14 protein-coding genes are annotated in these 22,620 nt (G+C 41.0%); 8 read left to right on the top strand and 6 right to left on the bottom strand.

From position 1 onward, the window contains the following. Positions 1-578: 578 nt before the first annotated feature. The 6 genes from DWW91_RS17860 (at position 579) to DWW91_RS17885 (ending at position 11,931) form a co-directional block, all read left to right on the top strand. On the top strand, positions 579-1,328 hold the full coding sequence (locus DWW91_RS17860) for a DNA-binding domain-containing protein (RefSeq protein ID WP_122328482.1): 750 nt from the start codon (positions 579-581) through the stop codon (positions 1,326-1,328). 167 nt (positions 1,329-1,495) lie between these two features. Continuing rightward, positions 1,496-4,729, top strand: a complete 3,234-nt coding sequence (locus tag DWW91_RS17865) for a TonB-dependent receptor (RefSeq protein WP_010800234.1) — start codon at positions 1,496-1,498, stop codon at positions 4,727-4,729. 20 nt (positions 4,730-4,749) lie between these two features. Further along, positions 4,750-6,654 carry a RagB/SusD family nutrient uptake outer membrane protein gene (locus DWW91_RS17870; protein ID WP_010800233.1) on the top strand — a complete coding sequence of 635 codons (1,905 nt, stop codon included), beginning with the start codon at positions 4,750-4,752 and terminating at the stop codon, positions 6,652-6,654. Between the two features lie 29 nt (positions 6,655-6,683). Then, positions 6,684-7,862: a DUF5000 domain-containing lipoprotein gene (locus DWW91_RS17875; protein WP_048314243.1), complete on the top strand. Its 1,179-nt coding sequence runs from the start codon at positions 6,684-6,686 to the stop codon at positions 7,860-7,862. Between the two features lie 32 nt (positions 7,863-7,894). Continuing rightward, complete coding sequence (locus DWW91_RS17880; RefSeq protein ID WP_122328483.1) at positions 7,895-9,016, top strand: DUF4998 domain-containing protein; 1,122 nt, start codon at positions 7,895-7,897, stop codon at positions 9,014-9,016. A gap of 221 nt (positions 9,017-9,237) precedes the next feature. Next, positions 9,238-11,931, top strand: a complete 2,694-nt coding sequence (locus DWW91_RS17885; protein ID WP_233584518.1) for a glycoside hydrolase family 2 protein — start codon at positions 9,238-9,240, stop codon at positions 11,929-11,931. Positions 11,932-12,015: 84 nt separating this feature from the next. On the opposite strand, the gene DWW91_RS17890 is transcribed toward DWW91_RS17885, so the two are convergent. The 6 genes from DWW91_RS17890 to DWW91_RS17915 all read right to left on the bottom strand — a co-directional run bounded on the left by DWW91_RS17890 (position 12,016) and on the right by DWW91_RS17915 (position 19,627). Then, entirely contained in the window at positions 12,016-13,398 is a 1,383-nt protein-coding gene (locus DWW91_RS17890) for an MFS transporter (RefSeq protein WP_122328485.1), read from the bottom strand. Positions 13,399-13,512: 114 nt separating this feature from the next. Then, positions 13,513-14,628 carry a hypothetical protein gene (locus DWW91_RS17895; protein ID WP_007659409.1) on the bottom strand — a complete coding sequence of 372 codons (1,116 nt, stop codon included), beginning with the start codon at positions 14,626-14,628 and terminating at the stop codon, positions 13,513-13,515. 18 nt (positions 14,629-14,646) lie between these two features. Continuing rightward, positions 14,647-17,499, bottom strand: coding sequence for an aminomethyl-transferring glycine dehydrogenase (gcvP, locus tag DWW91_RS17900; RefSeq protein ID WP_048314237.1), 2,853 nt, complete (start codon positions 17,497-17,499; stop codon positions 14,647-14,649). A 14-nt stretch (positions 17,500-17,513) separates the two neighbouring features. Then, positions 17,514-18,152, bottom strand: a complete 639-nt coding sequence (locus DWW91_RS17905; protein WP_122328486.1) for an MBL fold metallo-hydrolase — start codon at positions 18,150-18,152, stop codon at positions 17,514-17,516. Beyond that, positions 18,149-18,769 carry a 16S rRNA (guanine(527)-N(7))-methyltransferase RsmG gene (gene rsmG / locus DWW91_RS17910; RefSeq protein ID WP_007659413.1) on the bottom strand — a complete coding sequence of 207 codons (621 nt, stop codon included), beginning with the start codon at positions 18,767-18,769 and terminating at the stop codon, positions 18,149-18,151. Before rsmG ends, DWW91_RS17905 begins: the two co-directional genes overlap by 4 nt. Positions 18,770-18,778: 9 nt before the next feature. After that, positions 18,779-19,627 carry a DUF3298 and DUF4163 domain-containing protein gene (locus DWW91_RS17915; RefSeq protein ID WP_010800224.1) on the bottom strand — a complete coding sequence of 283 codons (849 nt, stop codon included), beginning with the start codon at positions 19,625-19,627 and terminating at the stop codon, positions 18,779-18,781. A 950-nt stretch (positions 19,628-20,577) separates the two neighbouring features. On the opposite strand from DWW91_RS17915, the gene DWW91_RS17920 reads away from it, so the two are divergent. Both DWW91_RS17920 and DWW91_RS17925 read left to right on the top strand, forming a co-directional pair. Continuing rightward, complete coding sequence (locus DWW91_RS17920) at positions 20,578-21,804, top strand: glycine betaine/L-proline ABC transporter ATP-binding protein (protein ID WP_122328487.1); 1,227 nt, start codon at positions 20,578-20,580, stop codon at positions 21,802-21,804. Continuing rightward, a complete protein-coding gene (locus tag DWW91_RS17925; RefSeq protein WP_007659416.1) occupies positions 21,801-22,616 on the top strand; it encodes a proline/glycine betaine ABC transporter permease in 816 nt (271 codons plus the stop codon). The genes DWW91_RS17920 and DWW91_RS17925 overlap by 4 nt, the downstream gene beginning before the upstream one ends. Positions 22,617-22,620: the final 4 nt, after the last annotated feature.

A 22,620-nucleotide genomic window follows, 5' to 3' on the forward strand; every position in this document is an offset into this window, starting at 1 on the left:
TGCAAATAATCAAATGCCGGTTACATATATATAATATGATGAAAGAACTTGATGTTTAATTGATTTTTTTGATGTGTGCTAAAGTTTTAGTTTTTTATATTTAGATAATTTCGGGAGAAACTATCATACCTGTATGGAAGATTATATAACCATATTTTTTCATCTGAGTTACTGTAGTCTTAGCAGAACTATGGTATTGTTTTAGGTTATTTAATTAACAATGCAAAAATACAGAGCTTTCTAAGAATAGAAAATAGACTTTCATTCTTTGATAATGGATTATCTTTCGAAACAGCTGATAAAGTACAAATAAATATAAACTTTCAAAATCTGTATTTCAAAATATTTAATTTGAGATTGTAATGTTTATTCAGTTGTTTGATGTGTTTATTTTCAAAGAATGAGTTGAGATATCCAATCTGAGTTTTATTGTCATAATATACGACTTCTATTGAATAAACTTCCAGAATATGTAGATGGATACCATAGTTCTGCTAAGACTATTGCTTTTTTAGGTTGTAGGATTTACAATATTTAATACAAACCAGAAAGATTAGTCTTTCACAATTTGAGCTATTATGCAAAACAAATTAAAAGGATGGATCGTACCCAATAGTGTGACGAAAGATCCTAATGACAAGATTTTGATTCTTGATGCTGCCGGAAATGTTGGTCTTGAACAGGTGTACAAAGAAATGCGGGAAGAGGATACCGGTTTAAGACAAGAAACACTGGTACACGTTGTTAGCCTTTACGAACGTATCATAGCCCGTTTTCTGATGAATGGTTACAATGTGAATACCGGATTGTTTTATGCGGTTCCACGTTTTACAGGTCTGATAGAAGGAGGACGTTGGAATCCTGAAAAGAACAGTATTTATGTATCCTTCAATCAGGATAAAGTATTGCGGGAAGAAATTGCCAAAACCCAGGTGGTTATACAAGGTGAGAAAAATGATGTCATGTATATCCTGGAAACAGAAGACAAGAAAACCAAATTGAAAGATGGTAGTATGACTCCCGGACGGAATTTTGTGATTCGCGGTGCATATTTGAAGGTTGTAGGTGATGATGCTTCTGTGGGTATCGTTATTCGTAATAAGGAGAACGATACTGTGACAAAAGTGACTGAGGATATGTTTGCTACTAATAACCCTTCGGAGCTGATCTTTTTAGTCCCTACTGAACTGACCGACGGCGAATATGAACTGACCGTAACCACACAATATACAAAAGGTACAGGAATAACCTTGAAAACCCCTCGTTCTGTCTCGATTCCGGTACATGTAGGAACGGGAGGAGGAAGCGACCGTCCGGAGATTGAATAATTTTATCGCAATAGAATATTTTACTGTCTTTTATCTGGAGATACCGTTATCGCCATGCCGGAGACAGTATTGCCTCCATACAGGAGATAGTACTGTCTCTTCACGGAAGTAAGACTTAGAGAAAGAGAAGATAACCTAATTTATATTTATCCTAAAAATTATACATTATGAAGCAAAAAGTACTCTTAGGACTTTTTGTCTCCCTGCCATTTGTTTGTACAATTCCGGTATTTGCTGCCGGAAATATACCTGCAACAGAGAAGAGAGACATTCAAATTAGTCGCTATGATGAGGAAAGAAACAGGATGGAACCGTTAGTCGGCCTTGTTTTACAGAACTCGAAAAAAGTAAAAGGTAAGATTTCTGACACCGGTGGTGATCCGCTACCTGGTGCTACTGTGCAAATCAAAGGAAGTACGAAAGGTGTGATTGCTGACGTAGATGGAAATTTCGAGTTCGATGGAGTTAATACCAATGCGGTACTGGTTGTTTCCTTCATTGGTATGGAAACGAAAGAATTGACTTATAAGGGAGAGGGGTTCCTGAATATCGTGATGGAGCCGAAAGCAGATGAGTTGGAAGAAGTAACGGTTGTTGCTTTTGCCAAGCAGAAAAAAGAAAGCGTGGTTTCTGCTATCACAACAGTAAAACCGGCAGAACTGAAAATTCCGAGTAGTAACTTGACCACAGCCTTTGCTGGTCGTGTAGCAGGTTTGATTTCTTATCAGACAAGTGGTGAACCGGGGCAGGATAATGCCAACTTCTTTATTCGCGGTATCACGACTTTTGGAGCAGATGCGAAAAAAGATCCTTTGATTCTGATTGACGGAATCGAATTGAGTACCGATGACCTGGCTCGTTTGAACACCGATGACATCGCCAGCTTTACAATCATGAAAGATGCAACGGCTACAGCATTGTATGGTGCGCGTGGTGCAAATGGTGTTATCTCCGTAACAACAAAAGAAGGACGTGAAGGTAAGGTCGCAGTGAATGTCCGTATTGAAAATTCATTTTCTACTCCTACCAGCCGGGTCGATCAAGCGGATCCGGTTACCTACATGCGGATGCAGAATGAGGCAATTAAAACACGTGATCCGTTGGGGTTAGCTTTATATTCTCAGGAAAAGATAACCATGACTGAACGTGGGTTATATCCGGATATTTTCCCTTCGACAGACTGGTATAGCACCATGTTCAAAGATTTGACTATGAATCAGCGTGCAAATATCAGTGTGAGTGGTGGCGGTACGGTTGCTCGTTATTATGTGGCGGCCAATATGACACGAGATAATGGAAATGTGAAGGTTGATAAACGTAATAATTTCAACTCGAATATCAATTTGATGAAATATACAATTCGCTCAAATGTGAATGTGAACTTGACTAAAACGACAGAACTGGTTTTGCGAATGAGTGCTGCGTTTGATGATTATTCAGGGCCTATTGGCGGTGGTAGTGGTATGTATACTCATGTGATGCAGGCTAATCCTGTTTTGTTTAAACCATATTATGAACCGGATGAAAAATATGCCCATGCTAATCATATTTTATTTGGTAATTATGGAAGTGCTAACTATGTTAATCCTTATGCGCAGGCTTTAAGAGGTTATAATGAGTACAGTAAGAATACGATGCTGACACAATTTGTGTTGAATCAGGATTTGAAAATGATAACAGAGGGTTTGACGGCTAGTGTGCTTGTCAATATGGATCGTTATTCAGAATATTCTGTAAATCGTGCATATAAACCATTTTATTATAGCATAGGATCTTATGATTTGCAGGCAAATTCTTATAAGTTGAATCGTTTAAATCCTAACGATGGTACGGAATGGATTAATTACGAACCAGGGCAGCGCTATATAAACAGTAGTATCTATTTGGAAGGAAAAGCAGAATATACCCGTTTATTTAATGATAAACATAATGTGAATGCTCTGTTGGTTTATACGATGCGCAATCAGAAATCCGGTATTGCGGATAATCTTCAATTGTCATTACCTTATAGAAATATAGGTTTAGCCGGTCGTTTGGCTTATAACTTCGATTCTCGTTATTTCGGAGAGTTTACTTTTGGTTATAATGGTTCCGAACGATTCTCAGAAAATAACCGTTGGGGCTTTTTCCCATCAGGGGCATTGGGATGGATGGTCTCTAATGAAGCGTTTTTTGAACCGTTAAAGGATGTATTTTCTCAATTTAAATTTAAGGGTTCTTATGGTATGTCCGGTCAGGATCAGATAGGAAGTGGGAATGATCGTTTTTATTACTTGTCGGATGTAAATATGAATGCAGACCGTAAAGTTAACTGGGGTACACAGATGAATTATAATCCCGGTGCTATTAGCTTCAATCGTTATGCCAACGATCAGATCGGTTGGGAGACTTCTTATAAAATGAATGTCGGATTAGAGGCTACGACAACTTTCGGTTTATCTGCTAATGTGGAGTATTTTACGGAACGTCGTGAGAATATATTGTTGGATCGTGTGATTCCTGCTACAATGGGTATCCTTCCGGCTGTAAAGGCAAACCTGGGAAAGGCAAAAGGGCATGGTGTCGATATGGAATTGAATTATGAGAAGAGTTTCAACAAAGACTGGTGGATGACAGGACGCGGTACTTTTACCTATGCCACGAGTGAAGCGGTAGAGTGGGAAGAACCGGATTATAGCTCTACTCCCTGGTTGTCAAAGATCGGAAAGTCTTTAGGACAAGAGTGGGGATATATTGCAGAACGATTGTTTATTGACGATGAGGAAGTAAAAAACTCTCCGACACAGTTCGGTAACTATATGGCGGGAGATATCAAATATCGTGATGTGAATGGAGATGGAAAAATTTCAGAGTTGGATAAGGTTCCCATCGGTTATCCTACGACACCGGAGATCAATTATGGCTTTGGACTTTCTGTCGGTTATAAAGGACTGGATGCCTCTTTCTTTTTTCAAGGATCAGCCCGTCAGTCTTTCTGGCTTGACCAAAAGAAAATCACTCCGTTTATGGACGCTAATTCCGGTCAAAGTGATGACGATGGTTTGAAAGGTGAAAACCAGGTTTTGCAAGTAATTGCCGATAGTTATTGGTCGGAAAGTAACCGTAATCCGTATGCATTCTGGCCCAGATTGTCGAATCAGTCTGTTGAAAACAACAACCAAAAGAGTACGTGGTTTATGCAGGATGCGACATTCCTTCGTTTGAAATCTGTAGAAGTAGGTTATACTGTACCACAGATGTTAACAAAGAAAGTTAAGGTACAAAACTTACGTGTGTACGTAAGTGGAACAAACTTATTATGCTGGAGTAAATTCAAACTGTGGGATCCGGAAATGGCAGGAAACGGTTTGGGATATCCGATACAACGCGTCATTAATGTAGGTATTAATTTAGGATTCTAAAACAAGAAAAATAGTACAATATGAAATCAATTTATAAATATATCGTATGTGTTTGTACTGCATTGGCTGCAACATCCTGTGATTTTCTGGATGTGGTTCCTGACAATGTGGCTACCGAAGAGCATGCTTTTGCTGATCGCTACACTGTAGAAAAATATCTGGCTTCTTGTTATTGGAGAGTACCAAAGGCTGCGAGTATGAGCGAGAATCCGGGGATTCATGGAGCTATGGAGATGATTTTAAATACTGAGTATAGTGGTGATACTGGTATGAAATTAGGGTTAGGACAAGACAGTCCGACCAGTGCACTTATGAATTATTGGGCAAGTAGTTATTCGCTGTATGCCGGTATTCGTGATTGTAATACTTTTATGATGGGGATAGGTGATGTAAAGGATTTAGATGAATATGAAAAAAAGCGTATGATAGCTGAAGTCAAAATGCTTAAAGCTTATTTTCATTTTTATTTATTGTCTTATTACGGACCTATCTGTCCGTTACGTGAAAGTCCGGCTGTAAACGAATCTACTCAAGCTGTACGTGTTTACCGCGAAAAAGTGGATGATTGTTTTTCGTATGTTCTTGATCTGATGGATGAAGTGATAGAAAGTGAAGCTTTACCGTTGATTCTTTCAAATCCGACAACAGAGTTAGGACGTTTTACGCAGCCGGCAGCTTATATGTTGAAGGCTAAGATACTTTTGTATTGGGCCAGCCCTTTGTTTAATGGAAATACTGACTATAATAGTTTCAGGGATCATAACGGAGAACCATTTTTTAATCAGACTTATGATGCTTCACGTTGGACAACTGCGGCAGAAGCATGTAAAAAAGCTGTAGATATTTGTGAAACTGCAGGAATTCGTTTGTACCGAACTTCTGATTATATATCGGCAAAGAAATTATCAGATCAAACTTTGCAGGTTCAAACACTGAGAGGTGTTATTAGTCACAGATGGAATGCTGAACTAATTTGGAGTAACACGTCTTATCCTGTTGATGGAGGGTTCCAGTCAGACTGTTTTACTTATTTTGAGTCTGCTTTAACTTTGGGTACTAAACAAAGGTTGAGCGTTCCTTTGTCGACTGTTGAATGGTTTTATTCGAAAAATGGGGTTCCCATTGAAGAAGATATAATGTATGATTATACGAACCGTTATAGTCTGCGTACAGGGGATGAAGGAAATCGTTATTATATTCAGAAAGGGGAACAAACTGCAGGATTGAACTTTGACCGTGAACCACGTTTTTATTCAACATTAGGTTTCGATCGTGGTAAATGGTATGGAAATTCTTACAAAAATATACCGGATGATGATGCAGAGTGTCTGTACCCTAAAAATCGTTTTGGAGAATATTCTTCTGCGGCAGATCCTGGAAATTATAATGCAACTGGTTATTGGCCTAAAAAATTGGTTTCAATAAATTCGTCTTATCGTGATGCTAACAGTGTGACCTGGGAGTCATATCCTTTTCCGGATATGCGTTTTGCAGATTTATTGCTGATGTGTGCCGAGGCATTGAACGAATCGAAAAATGTACCTGATGCAGAGGTTTATAAATATATAGATATGGTACGTGAGCGTGCCGGATTGGACGGTGTATTGCAAAGCTGGCGTAAATATTCGAATCATCCGGAAAAACCGACAACAAAAGAAGGTATGCGCGAAATCATTCAGCGTGAACGTAAGATTGAATTAGCCTGCGAAGGAAGTTATTATTGGGATAGTCGCCGTTGGAAAACTGCATTGCAAGAACAAAATCGTTTGATTCAAGGGTGGAACATAAATGCTTCTGATGCGGAAAATTATTATACGGTGACTCCTGTTTATGAACAGTCTTTCTCATTTAAAAATTATTTAGCCCCTATACCTGAATCGGATATTGTAAAGAATCCGCAATTGATTCAGAATCCGGGGTGGTAATTGTTTATTTTTAATAATAGTATAAGTGTATGAAAACGAAATATTTGAGTTTTTTATTGTTACTGTTGGTCTTTTCTTCTTGTTCGGAGAAAGAACTGGCTCCTATTAGTGGCAGTTTAGGTAAGCCGGGAATTGTTACAGATGTTACGGTGGAGCCGTCTGCCGGTGGAGCTACAATTTCTTATAAGATTCCCAATTCGGAAGATTTATTGGCAGTGAAGTGTGTATATACTCTATCAGATGGTAAAGAAAATGAAGTAATGGCATCGTATTATGAAAACAAACTATTAATTCAAGGATACAATGATACTTTAGAACATACTGCAGTGCTTTATGCTGTAAATCGTGCTCAAGAACTGTCTGATCCTGTGGAAGTAAAGTTTTATCCTTTAGAGTCCCCTTTAAGTAAAGCTATAAAAACAGTAAGAATTAAAGCAGATTTTGGAGGTGCTAATTTTAGTTGGGGAAATTCGGACAAGGTTCCTCTAAATGTTGAATTGTTAGGACCTGATTCTTTAGGTCGGATGTCTACATTAAATATTTTGACTAGTGATATTGATAAAAATACGTATAGCGTACGTGGATATGCTCCAGAGTTATCCAAATTCTCAATGATTTTAGGAGATAATTTCAACAATTACTCAGATACGATTTCAGCTGAAGTTACGCCTTTGTTTGAAGAAAAGTTGGATAAGAAAAAAATGCGAGTTATGCGTTTGGATAACGATGCTTCTTTTGCAGAATGGGGATGTTTGGATGCTTATATGATTGATGATGATCCTTTAACTTTTGGACATACCCCTAATAATGCTTTACCGGCAGCTTTGACAATAGATCTGGGTTGTATGGCTAAACTTAGTCGTTTTGTTATGCATCAACGAAAGTTAAATGGTTCTACAAATATTTATTATGATCATGGTAACCCTCAAAGAATGGAAGTGTATACTTGTGATCACGAGCCTGGTAAAGATGGAGATTGGAGTGAATGGGTTAAAATTATGGATTGTGAAATTGTTAAGCCTTCTGGTTCTCCAGGTAATACTGTTACTGATCTTGATAAGGAAATGGCAGATAAAGGACATGAGTTTTCATTTGATTTATCGCAGCCTCCGATGAGATATGTGCGTATACTTCTTACTTCAGCTTGGAAGGGTACTTCTTATGTTTCTCCAGCAGAAATATCTTTTTATGGAGAAAATGAAGAGTAATGATTGGCTCAATGAATTAATAAAGAATGATTATGAAAAGAATATATGGTATAGTTGCATTTGTAGTATCTGTTTTATCTTTCGTTTCTTGCGATGATTTTATGGACGTACATAAAGAATATATTGAAGATGGTGAGATCATTTATGCTCCTAAACCGGATACGATAGGTTTTATTGCAGGTAAAAATCGGATTTTGTTTAACTGTCGTACTTATAATGCTCCGAATGTCCGGTCTATTGATGTATATTGGAATGACGGACTAGATTCGCTGATCGTTCCTGTTGAATTGAAGACTGGTTATGATAGTATTTCTGTTATATTGGATAATATGGAAGAAAAATCTTATACGTTTGATGTTCGTACTACAGATAATTTCGGACATAAATCATTATATCTGACGGATTTTGGAACATCGTATGGCGAAATCTATCAATCAAGGTTAAGCGACCGCCGCATTAAAACGGTATCATTATCGGATAAAGGAGGTGTAGTTTCCTGGTATTTTGCTCCGGGTGACCTTGTTTGTAGTGAAATACGGTATACGAAGAATGATGGTTCGCAGTCGATAGTTGAAACTTCTTCAACAAAGGATGTTGTAGAACTTCCGGAGGTGAAACCCGGTTCTTCGATTGAATACAGGTCTTTGTTTATTCCGGAAACGGTAGCTATCGATACGTTTGCAACTGCATGGAAAACATTTGAAACCGTTATTCCAGAAGAATATAAATATGACAGTAGTTCATGGACTGTTTTGGCTGCATCGGATGAATCAGCAGATCATGGAGGAAGAGTCGCTTTGCTGGATGGAGATTTGAGTACTTTCTGGCATTCTGAATGGGAAACAGAAAGTGCACCTCTGCCGCACTGGGCAGTAATCGATATGCAATCTCAGAAAAAAATCTCAAGGATCGAAATCTATCGCAGAGCCGGTAATACGGATACGAAGAGCGTGGAATTATATGTTTCTGATCAATCGAACGGAAATGTCGATGGATGGAAAAAAATAGGAAATGCAGTGTTTGTTGATGGTGATAGTCTTTCTATATCAATACCTGAATCGGCAGAACAGGGACGTTATTTGAAATTGTTGCTTCCGGATAGTAATAATGAACCGTCTACAAGTGTTGCCGAGATTTATGTGTATGGAAAATAGATAATAGGTAAAGTTTTTTAGAGTGTTAAGGTTAAGTATCAGGTATGGATTTTAGCTTCGATTTAGCTTAAATCTATACCTGATTTCTTAAGATAGTCCATCTCGGTTAAATATAGTCTATTTTTTATTGAGAGGATTTGATATTTCTTTGTTGCGTGATAATTAAAAACAAGATGAGAAAAACTGTAGTATTATTGTTGTTATGCTTTGTGGCATATTTGATGCAGGCGAAAACAGATTCGCTAAAGATTGATTTGTCCGGTATGTGGCGTTTTCAATTGGATCCTATGGGATTTGGTAAAACCCCCGGATCGGAACTCTATCTGGATAAATTAGTAGAGACTATTGTATTACCCGGATCTACGGATCAGAGTGGGAAAGGTATTAAAAATAATGCTCGTTATGTGGACCGTCTCAGTCGTAAATTCGAGTATCAGGGAGCTGCCTGGTACCAACGTGAAGTTGTTATTCCTGAAGAATGGAAGAATAAAGATATAGTCTTGAATCTGGAACGTTGTCATTGGGAGACGACAGTTTTTGTAGATGAGCAATTGGTTGGTATGGATGAACGTTTGAGTACACCCAATATTTTCCACTTAACAAAATATTTAACACCGGGAGTGCATACCCTGACCCTTTGTGTGGACAATCGTTTGAAATATCCAATGGATCAATGGAACCACGGAACTACCGAATACACACAAACTAATTGGAATGGAATAGTAGGTGATATATCTATACAGGCCAAAGAAAAGGTTCATATTCGCCATGTAAATGTGTATCCTGATATAGAGAATAAGTCTGTTTTAGCGAAAGTCGAGTTATCTTCTTTAACTACATTCCAAAAAGGATCATTAGAACTGCATGTCCGTGAAAAAGGAGGTAAACTTGTTGCAACTCATAAGGTTGGGATAGATAGTCTCGTTGCACAAGAGGGCATTGAGCAAACGATCAACTTAGGTAAACAGATAAAGTTATGGGATGAGTTCAATCCTTTTTTGTATGAACTTGAAACAACATTGCATGTAGACGGAAAGCAGGACACCCGGACGATTACGTTTGGTATGCGAAATGTAGAACAAGGTAAGCATCATGTCCGTTTGAACGGTCACGATATCCATTTGCGTGGGGTACTCGACTGTGCAGTGTTTCCTCTGACCGGTTATCCTTCTACCTATGTGGATGATTGGAAACGTATATTCTCTACAATTAAGGAATATGGTATGAATCATGTCCGTTTTCATTCATGGTGTCCTCCCGAAGCTGCATTTATGGCAGGAGATGAATTGGGAATGTATCTGCAAGCCGAACTACCCATGTGGATTAAGGATGTTGGCAAATATCCTGCCAGGCGCGATTTTTTTGAAAAAGAGATGTATGCTATTCTGGATACCTACGGTAATCATCCTTCTTTTATTTTAATGTGTAATGGTAATGAAAATGAAGGTGATTTTGCTGTTTTGGAAGATTTGGTCAAGAAAGCGCAGACTTATGATAACCGTCGTCTTTATTCTGCATCTACGGCTCGTACTCATACCGCTTCCGATCAATACTATGTGTCACATGTTACTTCCAAAGGATGGATCACTGTTTATGAAGGGACTCCGTCTACCGATTGGGATCGCAACAAAGAGTCAGACATTGATGTACCTGTTATAGCACATGAAACCGGGCAGCGTTGTATGTATCCCAATTTTGATGAGATCAGGAAATATACGGGTGTACTCGAAGCGCGTAATTTTGAAGTGTTTAGAGAAAGGTTAACCAAAAATGGAATGTTACATCAGGCAAATGATTTCTTCAAAGCTACAGGTGCACATACCGTATTACAGTATAAAGAAGTAAATGAATCTTTACTTCGTACCCGTACTTCGGGAGGTTTTCAATTGTTAGGCCTTGCTGATTTTCCGGGGCAAGGGAGTGCTTTTGTAGGAATCCTGGATGCTTTTTGGGAAAGTAAAGGTTTAGTTTCTCCCGAGAAATTTCGTGAGTCATGTGCACCGACTGTTTTGCTGGCCCGTTTACAGAAACGAACTTTTCTTTCAGGTGAACAATTGAAAGTAAAAATGGATATATATCATTTTGGTAAAGATGTTCTTAAAAAGGAAAAGCTAAACTGGAGCCTGATAGATGAAGATGGGAAAATAATAAGCAAAGGCACTTTGGACAATAAAAATATCCAGCCTTATACGGTTGACTCTTTAGGTACGATTGATATTGATTTGGATGGAATAACTCATGCTTGTCAACTAACATTGAAAGCAGGAATGGGAGGAGTAAAAAATGAATGGAATATTTGGGTATATCCGCAACAAACGGAAAAACAAACGAATTTTGTCTATACACGTAAATGGAATGAAGAAACTTTGAAGATGCTTGAAGATGGAAATAATGTATTACTGATTCCGGAAAAGTGCGAAGGTCGTAAAACTCATTTTGCCAGTCATTTTTGGAACCCGATCATGTTTAATTGGAATCCGATGATTGTGGGTACTTTGATTAATGCCCAACATTCGGTTTTTAGGTGTTTTCCCACAAAATCATATGCCGACTGGCAATGGTGGGATATTTTGAATCATGCAACGGCTATGGATTTGACTGCTTTGAATAATATAACTCCTATTATTCAAAGTATAGATTCGTATGAAACAAATCAGAAACTGGGTATTGCTTTCGAGGCAAAGGTTAGAAAGGGTAAGCTGTTCGTTCTTTGTGTAGATCCGGAAAGTGATATAGATAACCGTTTAGCGACGAGGCAATTAATAACTTCGGTTGAAAAATATGTGGCTTCAGATCGTTTTGATCCGAGAGATACTTTGCAATCATATGAAATAGAAGCACTTTTTCCTACAATCTCTATATCAAAAAAGCAGAAAGGATCTCAAACGGCAATTCAGCAATTACTGAATAAATAGAAAGTAGATAACCTAATAAAAAAGAAGGAAATTATTCTCTGAAAATGAGAAAATCTCCTTCTTTTTTTGCTCTATACTAGGTTTTTAACAGCGGGTTGCATCCAGTTTCTTTACTACCTGCCCATATATAATCAGAGCAACAGCCGATACCAGTGCGATCGCCCCGAAATAATACCATATATAATGTGCATGTGCACTGGCGGCTACCCATTCTTCATGCGTGGCGAACAGTGTCGGTTCCGGACAGTATTTGCTTAATAGGAAGCCTGATAAGCCGAATCCGAGTATAGATGACAGGAAGGAGTGAAGGTGGCTGAAACCGAGGTATAATCCTTCTTCGCCTTTGGGGGCCTGCAATGAGAAATATTCAAGGAAACGGGGGGAGATAAATGTTTCCGCTAGTCCCTGGAAGACAATCCCGACTACCATCATGAAAGCTACCGGATGCATACCGAGGATAGTTGTGTTGCCATCCAGCATATTTCCCGATGCCATGCAAAGAGCGGAGATCGGCATGATGAACATACCGAATGTCATAGAGGTAAGTGCGGTTTTCTTACGCATTAACTGGGTAACTAAGTTTACGGTCAATACTACAACCAGCGGATTCACGTTGGCATACCAGGAAGGAGAAGCTCCTTCGCCAGCCAAACGTAAAACATATTTAGGCATGGTTGCATACAGCTGGTGCTGAACCATCCAGAAACCGGAAATAATAAAGATCAATATGATCAGGCGACCGTTTGTACAGACTTTGATCAGTGCCGTCCATATTTGTCCGAAAGTTTTTCCTTCACCGGAATGTTGGCTGCTTTTATAGAAAAACCAGATCGCAATAAGAGCCAGGAATGTCATTGAAGCGGAAAAATAGTTGAGAGTGATCAACCCCTCGTTCCCTAATGCTTCGCGCAACGGTTTTACAATAGTTTTGCCGGAGAAGGCTCCTATATTTACCATTGCATAGAAAATGGAGAAACCTTTGGCACGGGTTTCGGGAGTTGTTTCTTTGGCTACAGTTCCGGAAATTACACTTTTGATGAATGATCCTCCGATAACGATCAGTATCATGATCGGGATAATTCCATAACGGAGATTACTTTCGAGCAATCCGGTAAATGTTGTTGTTGTCCCGTATTCAACCAGTCCGGCTGACTGGAGCCAGGTAGGATAAAGCCCCAACCCGGCATAACCGATGGTCAGCAAAGAGAAGGCCAATAGCATGGAATTGCGGAATCCGATCTTATCGGCCAGTGCACCGGCAAAAGTCGGGAGGAAGTAGAGGAATGCGGAGAATGTTCCGGCGATAGTTGCCGCTTGTATGTCGTTGAATCCGAGGATGCGGCTGAGGTAGAGTGTTATTACGATAAATACGCCATAGTAGGCGGCACGTTCAAATAGTTCGACGGTATTGGCTACCCAAAACGCTTTACTGAATTTGATTTTCTCTTTCTTTGTCGTTGTGTTCATGCGATAGTTATTTGTTTTTAGAATTAGAATATGAAATGTAAAAACGCAGGGATATGCAGATGAGAAAATTAGAGCTGCGTATACCTGCGTTTATTTACATCTTGTGTAAGTCTTTTATTTCTTTACAGTGTAAGTTTGATGAATCGCTTTGTCGAAAGCTTTCCAATGTTCGTCGGTCATGTTACCGGGGGTGAACAGGGCAACACCGGCTGCACCGCTTTCCATCGATCCGCGTACTGCTTCTTCTATTTCAGAAGGGATCAGACCGTGTCCTTCCGGATCTTTGATGTTAGCTTTGTTTTGCCAATCGTGGCAGATGAATAAACCACTGAAAACGGGTTTTTCTCCGTTCACAGAGTTTACTTCTTCCTTCGTCACCTCGCCTACCCAGGCAGCGTCTTCCAGGTAGAAGTCGTTGTAGTTCATCGGGAAGAATGCGTCGATATTCCATTTATTCCATTCCTGGCGAACCATCCATTTGGCGTGTGAGTCAGGACCGGGGAATACGGCTGCACTGATCTTTTTACCTTTAGCATGGACTGTATCTGCAATGCGATCTACCAGCTTAGTGATCAGGTCGCAACGGAACTGAGCCCATTCTTTGCATTTGGAAGGATCTTCAACAGATTTAATATCGATACCGGTAGCAGCCTTGAAATCGGCTACACATTTGTCGCAATAGCAATAATCGGCAGTCGGATATTCTTCGTTCATAACCAGACCGTATTTTTCCCAAAGACCTTTGGCGAGGATAACGTCTACATAACGGATATAATCCAGATGAACGTAATCTACTTCAGGAATATCGGCTACTTTGCCGTATAGATCGGTCAGGAATTCGGCAGTCCCTTCATGGTTTGGGCAAAGGCATTTGTAATAAGGAACATACGCTTGTACTTCGTAAGCCGGTTCGCCTTTGCGGTTTACAGCATATAGGGTGGAGTCCATGCCTCCCTGTAACATGGCCGGTATCCAAGCATGGTATTCCATACCGTTTGCGTGAGCCACTTTAGCGGCACGCTGGATTTTTTGCAAATCATGTCCGGCGTTGTAGCACATACCATCCAGCCCATGCGATTTCCATTTACTAAAATCGGCTTGTAAGGTCTCTTCGGTTGTATTACCGCCTTCACCTTGCCAGCCGTACACTTTGATTTTTGCTTCCGGTGCTTTGTTGCAAGCCGTTACCAGAAGGGCAACGGCTGCTAAAGCTAAAAATACTTTTTTCATTCAGATAGTTTGTTGTTATTAAATTTCACAAGCACAGAGTGTCGGGATCAGATTGCGGTCGCCGTAAGCATTATCTACGCGGGCCACATTGATCCAGAATTTACTGTCATGCAACCATTCCAGTGGGAAGGCTGCTTTACTACGAGGATATTCATGCTTCCATTCATCGGCGGTTACTTCATATTCCGGATGAGGAGCATTTTTGAGCACATTATCTTCTTTAGAGGCTTTGCCTTCTTCCACTTCCTTGATTTCTTTCCAGATGCAGTCCATTACTTCGGCAAAACGGTCGAGTTCGGCTTTGCTTTCGCTTTCGGTCGGTTCAACCATTAAAGTTCCGTGTACCGGGAATGAAAGCGTAGGTGCATGATACCCGAAGTCCATCAGACGTTTAGCGATATCACCTTCGTCGATGCCTGAACGTTCTTTTACACCGCGGCATTCCAGAATCAATTCGTGGCCAACCCGTCCTGTGGCTCCGGTATAGACGATTCCGTAAGTGTCTTTAAATTTAGAAGCCAGATAGTTTGCATTCAGGATGGCAGTTTTAGTAACAGTTTCCAGTCCTTCCGTACCAAGCATGCGGATATAAGCATAAGTGATCGGAAGGATACCTGCACTACCATAGGGAGCAGCAGAAACCGTATTCAGATCGCTTCCCCAGGCTACCGGATGAGAGGGTAGGAACGGTACCAGATGTTCGGCAACACAGATCGGACCAACGCCCGGACCACCACCACCGTGAGGTGAAGCAAATGTCTTGTGCAGGTTCAGGTGACAAACATCAGCTCCGATAGTTCCCGGATTGGTCAATCCTACCTGAGCGTTCATATTGGCACCGTCCATATACAACTGTCCGCCACAAGCATGAACAATATCACACATTTCTTTGATGTCTACTTCAAAAATACCGTGGGTAGACGGATAAGTGATCATGCTGGCAGCCAGGTTGTCTTTGTTGGCTTCTGCCTTGGCGCGGAAGTCTTCCAGGTCGATATTACCGTTTTCGTCGCATTTAACAGTAACAGTGGTATAACCGCACTGGATAGCACTGGCCGGATTAGTTCCGTGGGCCGATGCCGGAAGCAATACGATATTTCGATGTCCCTGTCCGATGCTTTCGAGATAAGCGCGGATGACACGAAGTCCGGTATATTCGCCGGCGGCACCTGAGTTCGGTTGTAATGTAACACCTTTGAATCCGGTGATCTCTGCCAGGTAGCAGCACAGGTTTTCAATCAACTCCGTATAGCCTTCTACCTGTTCTTCCGGTGCGTACGGGTGAATATTCATAAATTCAGCACGGCTGAGCGGAAGCATTTCAGATGCAGCGTTCAGTTTCATCGTACATGATCCCAGGGAGATCATCGACTGTGCCAATGATACGTCTTTGCGTCCCAGACGGGTGATATAACGCATCAGCTCGGTTTCCGTATGATATTTTTTGAATACATCTTCCTGAAGGAAGTCGGAAGTACGGACGAATTTCTGATCGAAATAAGTCTTTTCCGGGATGGCTTCTTCCAGCATATAGTCTTTTCCGGCAGCACCGGCGAAGATATACAACAATACGCCTATATCGGTAGGCTGTGTTGTTTCGTCAATACTGATGCCTACCTGGCCGCCTTCGAAGTAGCGAAGGTTCACCTTGCATTCCAAAGCGATTTCACGCAGTGCATTTACAGAAACATGAGCCGGCAATTCGATCTTCAACGTATCGAAGTAATCCTTGTTCAGTTGTCTGTAACCTAATTTTTCAAGTTCGGCAGCCAGGAATCCGGCCGAAGCGTGGATGCGTCCGGCAATGTTGCGCAGACCTTCTGCTCCGTGATATACGGCATAGAAACCGGCCATTGTTGCCAATAAAGCCTGTGCGGTACAGATATTTGAAGTTGCTTTTTCACGTTTGATATGCTGTTCGCGTGTCTGCAAAGCCAAGCGGTAAGCCGGATGTCCGTAAGCATCTTTCGAGATACCGATGATACGTCCCGGAATAGCACGTTTGTATTCGTCTTTTGTTGCAAAATAAGCAGCAGAAGGACCACCGTAGAACATCGGAATACCGAAGCGCTGGCTGCTGCCGAACACTACGTCGGCTCCCCATTCGCCCGGAGGTGTCAGTAATACCAAACTCATCAGGTCGGCTGCTACGGCTACACGGGTTTCGTTGGCGTTCGCTTTTGCAATGAATTCTTTATAATCTTCAATCGAACCATCCGCATTCGGGAATTGTACGATAGCTCCGAATACATCCGGTGTAAAGGCGAATGTCTTATAATTTCCTATTACCACGTTGATACCTTGTGGGATCATGCGTGTTTTGATTACGGCTAAAGTTGATTCAAATACATTCTCATCAACAAATAGCGTATTAGCTCCGGCTTTTGCCTGTGCACGGCTGCGGCTGCCATAAAACATGGTTGCAGCTTCGGCAGCAGCAGTCGCTTCATCCAACAAAGAACAGTTGGTTAGCGGTAGAGCAGTCAGCTCACTGATTACAGTTTGGAAGTTCAACAGTGCTTCCAGGCGTCCCTGCGATACTTCTGCCTGGTACGGTGTGTATGAGGTGTACCAAACCGGATTTTCGAAAACATTACGCTGGATAGGAGCAGGACAGATAGTATCATACCATCCCATTCCAATGTAAGACGTAAAAACTTCGTTTTTGGATGCCAGTTCGGCGATATGTTCTGCAAACTCCCGCTCAGTCATTGGCTCCGGAAGATTCAGAGGTTCTTTCAGACGAATATTGGCCGGGATTGTCTGGTCAATCAGTTCGTCAACCGATTTAACACCGATAGCTTCAAGCATAGCCGGGATATCTTCCTCTGCAATGCCGACGTGGCGGTTTACAAATTTATTTGTGTCCATAGTATTTAATGTGTTTATAAATAAGGATTGTTTAATTTTTCGTCGATAACTCTTGTTTCCGGTCCGTGTCCGGGATAAATAACCGTTTCATCCGGTAATGACAGCAATTTGTCGTTGATGGCGGCGATCAGTACTTCCTGATTACCACCCCATAAATCCGTACGGCCGATGCTTCCTGCAAACAACGCGTCTCCAACAATGGCAAAACCGTTCTTTTTATTGTAGAAAGCCACACTGCCGGGAGAATGTCCGGGAACTGTCAGGACCAATAATTCCGAATGTCCGAATTTGATCACTTCATTGCCGACCAGCTGTTTCTGTACCGGGATTTCTTGGAAATGTCCCGGTAGTCCGAATGCCTGTGCCTGTTTGTCGGGTGCAGGGAGTTGTTCCACATCGAGCCGGTGTGCCTGCGGGGATAAACCATACGTTTTATATATAAACGGATTCCCGAAGATATGGTCCAGGTGTAAATGCGTACAAAGCAGATGTTTCACTGTCAGTTTATTCTCTGTAATGAAATCGCTCAGCTCTTTTTCTTCCGACGGGCGAAGACAACCGCAGTCGATGATGACAGCTTCTTTGGTGTCATCATACAACACGAATGTGTTTTCCTGGAAATAATTGAATTCAAAAGCCTTTATTGTAATCATAACGGTACGTATACTACTTTTTTAGTTTGAAAAAATTCTTCTTTGAAGTGATCGCCCAGTTCAACAACGATTGCCTGTTTCTGAAAAGCCTGTATTTCGTGTTGCAACTCACCGCCTTTCAGACATATCAATCCGTTGGGCAATGCGTTCTGCTGTTCTTTCTTTACATTTTTGCGGGATATTTTGACCAGGTCTCCCAATGGCATGACTGCCCGGCTGACAACAAAATCGAAAAGCTGTTTTTCCTCTTCTGCCCGGCAGTGACGGAATGTTACGTTCTTCAAACCGATAGCTTCCGCCACGGCTTGTCCGACCTTGATCTTTTTTCCGATACTGTCAACCAGATGGAATTGTACTTCCGGAAAGAATATAGCCAACGGAATACCGGGAAATCCTCCGCCGGTACCGATATCCATAACAGATGAACCATCCTTAAACTTCATCATTTTAGTTAACCCCAGCGAATGAAGGACATGATGAGGATAAAGATTCTCGATATCTTTGCGTGATATCACGTTGATCTTTGAATTCCAATCAGTATATAAATCGTACAGAGCTTCGTATTGTGCAAGTTGCGTTTCGTTCAGCTCCGGAAAATAAGTTTTTATCAGTTCCATAGATTATGTTTAAAATGCCAGATGTGCAATCGGACTTTCTTTTTTGAGCAGATATTGTATTTCTTCGTAAGGAAGATGTACATTCGTTGCACCGACTACATAGGCGGCTATCTCATATTCGTTAAATGTATAGGTAATACCATTGTCGTCAATCAGGAAATTGCCGTTCGGGAAAATCTCGTCGATACTGAAGAACCCTATATTCTCCAGTTCTTTCGGATTTTCCACGGTATTTTGTTTGGCAATCCGGTCTATAAGGATTTGTGCCAGGTCTTCCTGAAAACCTTCGATAAAGATGTCGTCTTCCTTGATCAGGTTACCTGTTTTCATATCTATGACATGATTCGTAAAAGAATGGGCGCCATGAGCACCACCTGTGTAATTTTCAAAGTTGACAGTGTAACTTAGGATGTCATTTTTATTGTAGGCTATATCATCGGACGACATTTCAAAATAGGAGAACCATGCTCCGACCGGAGTTTCGTCGGCTTTTGCTACTTCTGCTTTATATTCGTCTTCCAAATCTTTGTAGTTGTTCAGGTAATCTTCGGTATATTTGGCAGTCGCTTCTTCGGGGGATAAGTTTTCGTAACCATCTCCGAAGTAAGAATACACAAATTGCTGTTGTATCTTTTTCAGGATATCTTTATTGTCGTATTTTGCCGGATAGGTGAAGTTTATCTGAAGATTACAATTCGGATTTTCCGGATTTTCCAGGAGGTGATATGTTTTGTCCACACTGATCGAATCGAATGTCACATCGTTATCCGTCGTCTTTTTTGTCCCGATGTTACAACCGCTGACAAATACACTTATGAGAAAGAGAACTACAAGCTTTTGGCATAATTGCGTCTTCATTGTGATACAGATTTAATTTTATACTTTAAAATGCAAATGTACATGTTTCTCTCCGAATTACCGAATTAGTTTACCGGTTGTTTTAGGTAATCCTATTCTTTTTACCGGTAGTAATCTGTTTTTGGCGTCCTCAAAAACATTTATGAGGCCCTCGAAAACAAAATACTTACTGATCAAATAACAATGGTTACATGTATTTCTATTGTATACATGTATATTTTTAGATGAAAAATTGATTATTTAAATCTTCTGTGTATCTTTGTTCCGCACATGAAATGCAAGGTGTTGCTTCATGAGCATTTTATAAGTTAGACATAAGCGTTTTTTTATATTATTTGACATCGAAATCTCGACAATTTCACCCAACAAGTAATAGTACTGTAAATGCAAATGTTCTTTTCTGTTTATACACAATGAGATAATTGTAAAGTTGTTCGTGTATATAGATAAGAGCGTGGTACTGTTATACATATTGTTGGGGGGCCTGTCGAGAGCCTCAATGTCTATATATTGACAGTATCCACGCTTCTTTGATTTTTCCAGGCTACAGTTTATAAACTTTTTTTCTCCGGTATTCTGCGGAGCGGCATTTGACGGAAGTTTCTTCTTACAAAAATATATGATATTTTTCAGATGTAATTCATCTTATTGATTTTCACTGAACTTTAGAAGTTTTTTAGAGAAATGGCGAAAGCCGTTTTATTGTCCGGTAATATTTGTCCGACACGAGATGTTTTTAGCCTTAAATGAACTAAATCAAGGTTTACTTGTTGTAATAATGTAACGGTACTGATTCCGTTTACCACCAGGGTGTAAAAATTAGCATATAAAGTTTATTGTCAAAAAGTTATTCCGGATTCATTATGTGCGTCCGGGTACCAGATTGTACTTGTCTGAAAAAGCAGATCCGGACTATAACCACCGGGTATGAAATCAAAATAATTAGATATATGACGAAGATAGAAATAAAAAACTTATCTATCCTTTTCGGTTCTGAGAAGAACAGGGCGAAAAAGATGATACTGAAAGGTAAAAGTAAACAGGAGATTTTGAAAGAAACCGGATGTACAGTCGCAGTCCGTAACGCAAACCTGGAAATTGAAGAAGGGGAGATGTTCGTTATCATGGGATTGTCCGGTAGTGGAAAGTCTACTTTGTTGCGTTGCATAAACCGGCTGAATGAACCGACAATGGGAGAGATCCGTGTGAACGGGATCGACATAACACGTTCGTCTGATAAGGAATTATTACAGATACGCCGGAAAGAACTGGCAATGGTTTTTCAGCATTTCGGGTTATTACCTCACCGTACGGTATTAAGTAATGTTTCGTTCGGTCTGGAATTGCAAGGTGTTCCTAAAGAAGAGCGGGAGAAGAAAGCACAGGAGAGTATCGAACTGGTCGGTCTGAAAGGTTACGAAAATCAGCGGGTCGATGAACTGTCCGGTGGTATGCAGCAACGTGTCGGCCTGGCCCGTGCTCTGGCTAATAATCCGGAAGTCCTTTTGATGGATGAGGCATTTTCTGCATTGGACCCGTTGATCCGTGAACAGATGCAGGATGAATTACTTCTTTTGCAGGAGAAGATGAAGAGGACGATCGTTTTTATTACGCATGACCTGGACGAGGCGATTAAACTGGGCGACCGTATTGCCATTATGAAAGATGGCGAAGTCGTGCAGGTCGGTACTCCGGAAGAGATACTGACTGATCCGGCAAATGCTTACGTAACACGTTTTACAGAAAGTGTGGATCGGGGACGCATCGTAACAGCTTCATCGATAATGCTTAAACAACCGATCGTTGTAAGGATTAAAAGAGACGGTCCGGAAGCAATCTTCCGTAAAATGCGTGAAAGACGATTGTATGCACTGCCTGTTATCGGGAATGACGATCAGTTTATCGGTGAGATACAATATAAAGATGTATTGAAATTGCGGAAAGAGGGAAGCAAGGATGTCAGTTCTATCGTACAGACAGAAGTACCTTCTGTCCTTGAAAATACTACGGTGGAAGATATGCTTCCTTTACTTCCGAAAGTGCGGCAGGCTTTACCTGTTGTCAATGAGGAAAATCGGTTGGTGGGTGTTGTCTCTCCTTCCGCTATCATCATTGAGATGACCGGGAAAGATCAGAAAGAAATAGAAGAAATAATTCAAAACGCAATAGATTTATGATTAATATCGGGAAATATATAGAAATCGTCATCAACTGGATGACGGAGCACTGGGCACATTTTTTTGATGTCATCAATAATATTATCGGTGGTTTCATCGAGACCTTTCAGCATGGATTGTTATGGATACCTTTTTACATTATGATTCCGGCCTTAACGGTACTGGCCTGGTATAAAGCCGGTAAAGGGACAGCTGTGCTTACGTTGCTGGGACTTTTCCTGATCTACGGGATGGGATTCTGGGAACAAACGATGCAGACCGTAGCATTGGTTTTATCGTCTACCGTAATCGCCCTCATCCTGGGTGTCCCGCTTGGGATATGGACGGCTCAAAACCGCATTGCCGCCAAAATAATTCGTCCGGTTATGGACCTGATGCAGACAATGCCGGCTTTTGTTTACCTGATCCCGGCTGTCTTGTTCTTCGGGCTGGGACCTGTGCCGGGTGCTTTTGCCACGGTGATATTTGCCATGCCGCCGGTTGTCCGTTTGACGGATTTAGGAATACGGCAGGTTCCGGAGGATATCGTTGAGGCGACACGCTCATTCGGAGCGACTTCCCGCCAGCTACTTTTCAAAGTACAGCTGCCGTTGGCGTTGCCGACGATTATGACGGGAGTGAATCAAACGATTATGATGGCATTGTCTATGGTGGTGATTGCTGCAATGATCTCCGCCGGAGGTTTGGGGGAGATCGTATTGAAAGGTATTACCCAGATGAAGATCGGTCTCGGATTTGAAGGCGGTATTGCCGTTGTGATTCTGGCCATTGTACTGGATCGTATAACTCAGGGGTTTGTTCGTAAGAAATAAACCT

Origin of the sequence: Parabacteroides sp. AF17-3, assembly GCF_003635445.1 — a bacterium.
Classification (GTDB): Bacteria; Bacteroidota; Bacteroidia; order Bacteroidales; family Tannerellaceae; genus Parabacteroides; species Parabacteroides goldsteinii.

Excerpts from the sequence above, each read along its gene's own strand:
- DWW91_RS17860 (WP_122328482.1), top strand. The coding sequence starts at position 579 with ATGCAAAACAAATTAAAAGGATGGATCGTACCCAATAGTGTGACGAAA.
- DWW91_RS17865 (WP_010800234.1), top strand. The coding sequence starts at position 1,496 with ATGAAGCAAAAAGTACTCTTAGGACTTTTTGTCTCCCTGCCATTTGTT.
- DWW91_RS17870 (WP_010800233.1), top strand. The coding sequence starts at position 4,750 with ATGAAATCAATTTATAAATATATCGTATGTGTTTGTACTGCATTGGCT.
- DWW91_RS17875 (WP_048314243.1), top strand. The coding sequence starts at position 6,684 with ATGAAAACGAAATATTTGAGTTTTTTATTGTTACTGTTGGTCTTTTCT.
- DWW91_RS17880 (WP_122328483.1), top strand. The coding sequence starts at position 7,895 with ATGAAAAGAATATATGGTATAGTTGCATTTGTAGTATCTGTTTTATCT.
- DWW91_RS17885 (WP_233584518.1), top strand. The coding sequence starts at position 9,238 with ATGCAGGCGAAAACAGATTCGCTAAAGATTGATTTGTCCGGTATGTGG.
- DWW91_RS17890 (WP_122328485.1), bottom strand. The coding sequence starts at position 13,398 with ATGAACACAACGACAAAGAAAGAGAAAATCAAATTCAGTAAAGCGTTT.
- DWW91_RS17895 (WP_007659409.1), bottom strand. The coding sequence starts at position 14,628 with ATGAAAAAAGTATTTTTAGCTTTAGCAGCCGTTGCCCTTCTGGTAACG.
- gcvP (WP_048314237.1), bottom strand. The coding sequence starts at position 17,499 with ATGGACACAAATAAATTTGTAAACCGCCACGTCGGCATTGCAGAGGAA.
- DWW91_RS17905 (WP_122328486.1), bottom strand. The coding sequence starts at position 18,152 with ATGATTACAATAAAGGCTTTTGAATTCAATTATTTCCAGGAAAACACA.
- rsmG (WP_007659413.1), bottom strand. The coding sequence starts at position 18,769 with ATGGAACTGATAAAAACTTATTTTCCGGAGCTGAACGAAACGCAACTT.
- DWW91_RS17915 (WP_010800224.1), bottom strand. The coding sequence starts at position 19,627 with ATGAAGACGCAATTATGCCAAAAGCTTGTAGTTCTCTTTCTCATAAGT.
- DWW91_RS17920 (WP_122328487.1), top strand. The coding sequence starts at position 20,578 with ATGACGAAGATAGAAATAAAAAACTTATCTATCCTTTTCGGTTCTGAG.
- DWW91_RS17925 (WP_007659416.1), top strand. The coding sequence starts at position 21,801 with ATGATTAATATCGGGAAATATATAGAAATCGTCATCAACTGGATGACG.